A 7,823-nucleotide genomic window follows, 5' to 3' on the forward strand; every position below is an offset into this window, starting at 1 on the left:
AGAATATGTAAAGCTATGATAAGATCAAGGCGGCTAAGATCCGCAGGCAGATTGGCATGACCAAAATCAAGAATATGGAAGAGTTCGCCGCCCTCAGCGGCATATCGCGACCCACGGTATCCAAATATTTCCACGATCCCGACAGCGTGCGCCCAACAACACGCGCGCGCATCGAAGAAGCGCTTGAGCGGTTTGACTACCGGCCGAACATCTACGCTGTGAACCAGAACCGGAAGCTGACAAAGAATATCGGTATCGTCGTACCTTATCTGGCCGATCCGTTCTTTGCCGAAATCGCACGCTATCTGGAACAAAGCTGTATCGCAGCAGGATATCGGCCGTCTTTGTTCAGTTCGCACGGCGAGCAGAAACTTGAACAAGAAATTCTGGACGGTTTGCAATCTATGAAGCCCGCTGGGGTTCTGCTTGCACCGCTAGGGCGCATCTCTGACAGGTCAGTAATCGAGAAATTCTGCGCCAATGTGCCCACGGTTTTGTTTGACAGCAACCTCGATGGATTGGGGGCGGCATTCATCGGGTCCGACAATTTCAGTTTTGTTTCACAAACCGTAGAGTACATGACCCGGACCGGAGAACCGCCATCGTTTTTCGAAATGCGCACACCTGCAAACCCGAACGCCAACAAAAGGCGGAAAGCTTACATTGCCGTCATGGAACGTCTTGGGTTCGAGCCCCATGTTATCAAGATCGACGGCGAGGGCTGGGCATTTGAAGAAATCGGTCACAGAGGCGCTTTGAAAATTCTGCACGAGCGTGGATTGCGCACAGACTCGGTTCTATGCAGCAATGACCGGCTGGCCATCGGCTTTCTCGCGGCCTGTTACGAACAGGGGATTCGCGTTGGCCGAAAGGACAATTGCACGTTGCGTGTGGCGTCAAACGATGACCATCCCTTTGCGAAATTTACGTGCCCGTCCCTGACAACCGCCGCCCATGATTATGACAACGTGGCCGCGCGCAGCGTCGAAACCCTGTTTGAACTTATTGAAAGTGGAGGGAAATTCGACACACGCACAGAAACACTCTTTCCTGCCAGACTTGTTTTGCGAGAGTCCGCCTGAATTAGATTTTTGACGCGCGTAAAGTTTTTATTGACGCCGCGATAATTTTGGAATTACCCTCACTGCACAGCATCCAAGCTCAGGGAGGACAAGGATGTATTTGAGAAGCGCACTTCGTGCGGCGACCGCACTAACGTTCGTCGCCACGGCCGCGGCCCACGCACAATCCATTACCATCGCCACAGTGAACAACGGCGACATGATCCGGATGCAGGGCTATACCGACAAATTCACCGAGGCGACTGGCATCGACGTGGAATGGGTGACATTGGAAGAGAACGTGCTTCGTCAGCGCGTGACCACCGACATCACCACCAAAGGCGGCCAGTTCGACATCATGACCATCGGCATGTACGAGACACCGATCTGGGGCGCAAATGGCTGGCTGGTGCCGCTGGAAGGCATGTCCGCCGAATATGACGTGGACGACATTCTGCCTGCCATGCGCAATGGTCTCAGCAATGACGGCACGCTCTATGCCGCGCCGTTTTATGGCGAAAGCTCGATGGTTATGTACCGCACCGACCTGATGGAAAAAGCCGGGCTGGAAATGCCCGACGCGCCGACATGGCAATTCATCCGTGAAGCGGCAGCAGCAATGACCGATCGCGACAACGACATCAACGGCATCTGCCTGCGCGGCAAAGCCGGTTGGGGTGAGGGCGGCGCCTTCATCACCGTTACCGGGAATTCCTTTGGTGCCCGTTGGTTTGACGAGGCCTGGAAACCTCAGTTCGATCAGCCGCAGTGGAATGAGGCGCTGACCTTCTTTGTCGATATGATGAATGAGTCTGGCCCGGCGGGTTACGCCACCAACGGCTTCAACGAAAACCTTTCTCTGTTCCAGCAGGGCAAGTGCGGTATGTGGATCGACGCTACAGTTGCGGCATCTTTCGTGACAAACCCCGATGACTCCACTGTGGCCGATAAAGTTGGCTTTGCCCTAGCACCAAATTCGGAAGGTGTGGACAAGCGCGCCAACTGGCTCTGGGCATGGGCGTTGGCCATCCCTGCGGGTACGCAGCAAGAGGATGCAGCCAAGCAGTTCATCGAGTGGGCCACATCCAAGGACTATATCGAGCTGGTGGCCGAGAATGAAGGCTGGGCCAACGTCCCACCGGGCGCACGGACGTCGCTGTATGAGAACCCTGAATACCAGAAGGTTCCGTTTGCAAAGATGACACTGGATTCGATCCTTGCGGCCGACCCAGATAACTGCTGTGCACAACCAACGCCTTATGTTGGCATCCAGTTCGTTGCGATCCCGGAATTCGCAGGTATCGCCACACAGGTGAGCCAGGAGTTCTCGGCAGTCTACGCAGGACAGCAATCGGTGGAAGAGGCGCTGGAAAAAGCGCAAGCCTTCACCACCGAAGAAATGGAAGCCGCAGGGTACTGACGTCTTCTCCCCGCGGGCGGGCAGAGGTCTGCCCCCCGCTCCAACCCTTCCACAACTCGCGTTTTTCTCGCAGGCTGGATTGTGCCTGAACAGAGAGGTCTTGCATCATGGCAACCCAACATTCCCGATCAGTGGCTCGCCTGATGATGGCACCCGCAGTGGTCCTGCTGCTTGGCTGGATGCTCGTGCCCCTGACGATGACCCTGTACTTTTCCTTCAAGAAATACCTGCCACTGCGCGGCGGTGATCTGGGATGGGTCGGGTTCGACAACTATGTCCGGTTCGTCTCGTCCAGCTCCTTCTGGCCAGCGGTTCAGGCAACTTTGGTGATCGTTGGCGGCGTTCTGGTGATCACAGTTGTTCTGGGCATCCTGCTGGCGATGCTTCTGGATCAACCCATGTGGGGACAAGGCGTCGTCCGCATCCTTGTGATCGCCCCGTTCTTTGTGATGCCCACCGTATCCGCGCTGGTCTGGAAGAACATGTTCATGGACCCGGTGAACGGCTTGCTTGCGCATCTATGGCGCTTTTTCGGGGCCGAGCCAATCTCATGGTTATCCGAAGCGTCGATGACTTCGATCATCATGATTGTCTCGTGGCAATGGCTGCCCTTTGCGACACTGATCTTGCTGACCGCGATCCAGTCTCTGGACAGTGAACAACTGGAAGCCGCTGAGATGGACGGCGCCCCTGTACTGAAACGGTTTTACCACATCATCCTACCGCACCTGAGCCGCGCGATTACCATCGTGATCCTGATCCAGACAATCTTTCTGTTGTCGATCTTCGCCGAGATCTTCGTGACCACCGGCGGCGCGTTCGGCACCCGTACTCTCACCTACCTGATCTTCCAGCGCGTGCTGGAAAGCCAGAACGTTGGCCTAGGATCAGCCGGAGGTGTCTACGCAATCATCTTAGCCAACATCGTTGCGATCTTCCTGATGCGCATCGTCGGCAAAAACCTGGACGCGTGAGGAGGAACAACCATGGCCCGCGCCGTCACACCCCGTCGCAAAACACTGAACACCGCCCTCGCATGGGCCGTTGGACTACTGATCTTTTTCCCGATCCTCTGGACCATCCTGACCAGCTTCAAGACAGAGGCGCAGGCGATTGCCAGCCCGCCCCTGTTCCTGAACTTCGACTGGACGCTTGAGAATTACGCCATCGTGCAGGAACGATCGGACTATATGCGGTTCCTGTGGAACTCGGTCATCATCGCGGGTGGATCGACCATTCTGGGTGTGATTATGGCGGTGCCCGCCGCTTGGGCCATGGCCTTCGTGCCCTCCAAGCGCACCAAGGACATTCTGCTGTGGATGCTGTCCACCAAGATGCTGCCAGCGGTGGGTGTTCTCTACCCGATCTACCTGCTGTTCATACGGCTGGGCCTGCTGGACACGCGCGGAGGGCTGGTCGTCGTGCTGATGCTGATCAACCTGCCGATCATCGTCTGGATGCTCTACACCTATTTCCGCGAAATTCCGGGCGAAATTCTCGAAGCCGCGCGGATGGATGGGGCGACGTTGAAAGAGGAAATCCTCTACGTGCTGACACCCATGGCTATCCCCGGCATCGCTTCAACCGTGCTGCTGAACTTCATTCTCGCGTGGAACGAGGCATTCTGGACCCTCAACCTGACCGCTGTCGACGCGGCGCCCCTGACGGCCTTCATCGCCAGCTACTCCAGCCCGGAAGGTTTGTTCTTTGCCAAGCTCAGCGCGGCCTCGACCATGGCGATTGCACCAATTCTGATCCTTGGCTGGTTCAGCCAGAAACAACTTGTCCGCGGCCTCACCTTCGGCGCTGTGAAATAAGGAACACGACACATGGGACGTATTCAACTCAAGTCCGTGACCAAAAGCTTCGGCGACGTGCAGGTCATCCCCCCATTGGACCTGACCATCGAGGACGGAGAATTCACCGTTTTCGTCGGCCCATCCGGCTGCGGCAAGTCCACCCTGCTACGCCTGATCGCAGGGTTGGAAGATATCACCAGCGGCTCTATCGACATTGACGGGTCGGATGCAACTGATGTGCCGCCGGCCAAACGCGGCCTTGCGATGGTGTTTCAGTCCTATGCGCTCTACCCGCATATGACCGTGCGCAAGAACATCGCCTTCCCGTTGCGTATGGCGAAACTGGATCAGGCCGAGATCGACAAACGCGTCGAAGGGGCCGCGGGCGTGCTGAACCTGACCGACTATCTGGACCGCCGCCCGGGCCAATTGTCCGGTGGTCAACGTCAGCGAGTTGCAATCGGACGCGCGATTGTCCGTGAGCCAGCAGCCTTCCTGTTCGATGAACCTCTGTCGAACCTTGATGCAGCGCTGCGCGTTGGCATGCGGCTGGAAATCAGTGAACTGCACGAACGCCTGGCGACCACGATGATCTACGTGACCCACGATCAGGTCGAGGCGATGACAATGGCCGACAAGATCGTCGTCCTTCAGGCGGGTGTGATCGAGCAGGTCGGCTCTCCACTGGAGCTGTACCGCACACCGCGCAACCTGTTCGTTGCTGGGTTCATCGGTTCCCCCAAGATGAATTTCATTGAGGGAGAAGAGGCCGCGAAACATGGTGCGCATACGATCGGCATCCGCCCGGAACATATCGCGGTCTCAGACAGCGAGGGTACATGGTCCGGCGTAGTCGGAGTATCCGAACACCTTGGGTCAGACACATTTTTCCACATCCATGAAACCGGCTTGGCCGAAACGATCACGGTGCGCGCGGATGGCGAAGTTGGCTTCCGCCACGGTGATCGCATTCATCTGACCCCACGGGCCGATGTAATTCACCGCTTTGACGCACAGGGACTGCGGATCGAATGAACCGACTGGCAGGAAAAACTGCCCTTATTACAGGGGCTGCGCGCGGCATTGGGCTGGCTTTTGCCAAGGCCTATGTTGCCGAAGGCGCGCGCGTTGTCATTGCCGACATTGATGCCTCACGTGCACAACAGGCGGCAGCCGAAATCGGTGACGCCGCTTTGGCTGTCGAGATGGACGTGACCAGCCAACACAGCATAGACAATGCCGTCGCGCGCGCGGTTGCGCATTTCGGCCCGATCGACATTCTGATCAACAACGCGGCCATCTTTACGGCGGCCCCAATAGTTGAGATCGAGCGCGCAGACTATACCCGCGTTTTTGACATTAACGTCTCGGGTGCCTTGTTCACAATGCAGGCGGTCGCGCGCCACATGATCGAACACGGGACCAAAGGTCGGATCATCAACATGGCGTCGCAAGCAGGGCGAAGGGGCGAGCCTTTGGTCGCTGTGTACTGCGCAAGCAAGGCGGCGATCATTTCTCTGACCCAATCGGCAGGTCTGAATCTGATCTCTCATGGGATCAACGTGAACGCCATCGCGCCCGGCGTGGTTGATGGCGAACACTGGGACGGCGTTGATGCGTTCTTCGCAAAACACGAAGGCAAAGCGCCCGGCCAGAAAAAGCGTGAAGTGGCTGCAGCCGTCCCCTACGGCCGTATGGGCCGGGCCGAAGATCTGACCGGAATGGCAGTGTTTCTTGCCTCGGACGAGGCCAGATACATCGTCGCACAAACCTACAATGTCGACGGCGGAAACTGGATGAACTGATGAACCCTGTGGCGAACGCAAATCCTCTGGTGCCGCTGCGGCGAGACAGCCTTTCGGACCTGCCAGCGACAATCAGGACGCCGACCTATGCGCGCTCGGACCTGACGGCCGGCATTGTCCACATTGGGCTTGGTAATTTTCACCGCGCCCATCAGGCCTGGTATTTGCACCAGCTGATGCAGCAGGGTCAGGCCCATGATTGGGCGATCATCGGGGCCGGCGTGCGAAACTATGATGCCGAGATGAGAGAGAAGCTGCTGAAGCAGGATTGCCTGACAACACTGATTGAGCTGGATCCAAATGGGATATCTGCCGAAGTGATTGGGCCTATGATCGACTATCTGCCGATTGAGGAAGGCAATATTGCGCTAGTCCGGCAATTGGCCGACCCATCTATCCGGATCGTGTCGCTAACAGTAACAGAAGGCGGGTACTATCTGGATCCCAACACAGGTGCTTTCAACACGGATCACGAAGATATTCGTCACGATGCGACAAATCCCAACCTGCCACGCACGGCCTTCGGCTCCATCGTCGCAGCATTCAAGAAACGCCGTGCAGACGGGCTTAAACCTTTTACTGCGCTGAGCTGTGATAATCTTCAGGGCAACGGAGCAATCCTGCGGAACTGTATCGTTGGTTTGGCACGCATGTCCGACCCTGATCTGGCCGACTGGATTGACCAGAATGGCACGTTCCCTAACTCGATGGTAGATTGCATCGTGCCCGCGACGACTGACCAATTGGTGTCGCAATGCCGCGCCCTTGGCGTCGAAGACCAAGCACCGGTCTCGCATGAGAATTTTCGCCAATGGGTGATCGAGGATGACTTTTGCGCCGGGCGACCGCCTCTTGAAAAAGTCGGCGCTACGGTGACCCACGATGTTCACAGCTATGAGACAATCAAACTGCGCATTTTGAACGGAGGCCACCAACTGTTGGCAAATGTGGGGGAAATACTGAATGTCCGCACGATTTCAGACTGCATGCAGGCCCCGGACATCGTTGCGTTTTTCAAGAAGGTTCAGGCAGAAGAAATTCTGCCCCATGTTGAAGCCGTCCCCGGAACGTTACCAACCGACTACCTTGAGCTGGTAATAAAACGTTTCGCCAACACCGCGATTCACGACACTACGCGGCGGGTTGCATTCGACGGGTCCTCACGGCACCCGGGCTTTTTGATACCCTCGCTGCGCGACGCAATCGCGTCTGGCTCGTCCACGCGCGGACTCGCTCTGGCTGAAGCCTTCTGGTGCCGTATGTGTGCGGGCTTCCGTGAAGATGGCTCGGAAATTGCCCCCAATGACCCTCAATGGGAGAACCTGAAAAAGACCGCGCTAGCATCTAAATCCAATCCAAATGCATGGATCGAACAAAGCCTATATTGTGACGCCACTCGCCGTGACACTGCCTTTAGCAAAGCCTTTGCCTACTGGCTGACTGCAATCTGGCAGAGTGGCAGCCGGGCAGTAATAGCTGAATATGTCGCTAACGGTTCAAAGCAACACTAACTCACGGCACTCAAATCGATCGATTGCGGACACACTTTGGTTTTTGTCTTTAGAACCGTAGGAACCGTTTACGGTATTCAACCTTCAAACAGAGAACTTGCAGCCGACGCCTGCTTCTCTAATTGGGCGTTTGGATTGAGAACGGCGGTGAGAAAGTCGACCACGGTAGCGGCGGGATAACCCTGCTGCGGGCGGCGTAAAAGTCGTCCATCTTTGCCCTTCTTTTC

Annotated in this window: 7 protein-coding genes; all 7 read left to right on the plus strand. The window is 56.6% G+C overall.

What is annotated here, in order from left to right:
* The first annotated feature begins 38 nt into the window (after positions 1-38).
* Positions 39-1,082 carry a LacI family DNA-binding transcriptional regulator gene (locus ACR0LN_RS16280; RefSeq protein WP_480431082.1) on the plus strand — a complete coding sequence of 348 codons (1,044 nt, stop codon included), beginning with the start codon at positions 39-41 and terminating at the stop codon, positions 1,080-1,082.
* A gap of 94 nt (positions 1,083-1,176) precedes the next feature.
* Positions 1,177-2,481 (plus strand): ABC transporter substrate-binding protein, encoded by a 1,305-nt coding sequence (locus ACR0LN_RS16285; RefSeq protein WP_480431072.1) that lies wholly within the window; start codon positions 1,177-1,179, stop codon positions 2,479-2,481.
* Between the two features lie 107 nt (positions 2,482-2,588).
* Entirely contained in the window at positions 2,589-3,455 is an 867-nt protein-coding gene (locus ACR0LN_RS16290; RefSeq protein WP_480431073.1) for a carbohydrate ABC transporter permease, read from the plus strand.
* A 12-nt stretch (positions 3,456-3,467) separates the two neighbouring features.
* Entirely contained in the window at positions 3,468-4,298 is an 831-nt protein-coding gene (locus tag ACR0LN_RS16295; RefSeq protein ID WP_480431075.1) for a carbohydrate ABC transporter permease, read from the plus strand.
* A gap of 12 nt (positions 4,299-4,310) precedes the next feature.
* A complete protein-coding gene (locus ACR0LN_RS16300; RefSeq protein ID WP_480431077.1) occupies positions 4,311-5,315 on the plus strand; it encodes an ABC transporter ATP-binding protein in 1,005 nt (334 codons plus the stop codon).
* Positions 5,312-6,085, plus strand: coding sequence for an L-iditol 2-dehydrogenase (locus ACR0LN_RS16305; protein WP_480431079.1), 774 nt, complete (start codon positions 5,312-5,314; stop codon positions 6,083-6,085). The genes ACR0LN_RS16300 and ACR0LN_RS16305 overlap by 4 nt, the downstream gene beginning before the upstream one ends.
* Positions 6,085-7,596, plus strand: a complete 1,512-nt coding sequence (locus tag ACR0LN_RS16310) for a mannitol dehydrogenase family protein (RefSeq protein ID WP_480431080.1) — start codon at positions 6,085-6,087, stop codon at positions 7,594-7,596. Before ACR0LN_RS16305 ends, ACR0LN_RS16310 begins: the two co-directional genes overlap by 1 nt.
* Positions 7,597-7,823: the final 227 nt, after the last annotated feature.

This window comes from Ruegeria sp. AA6, from assembly GCF_056542865.1.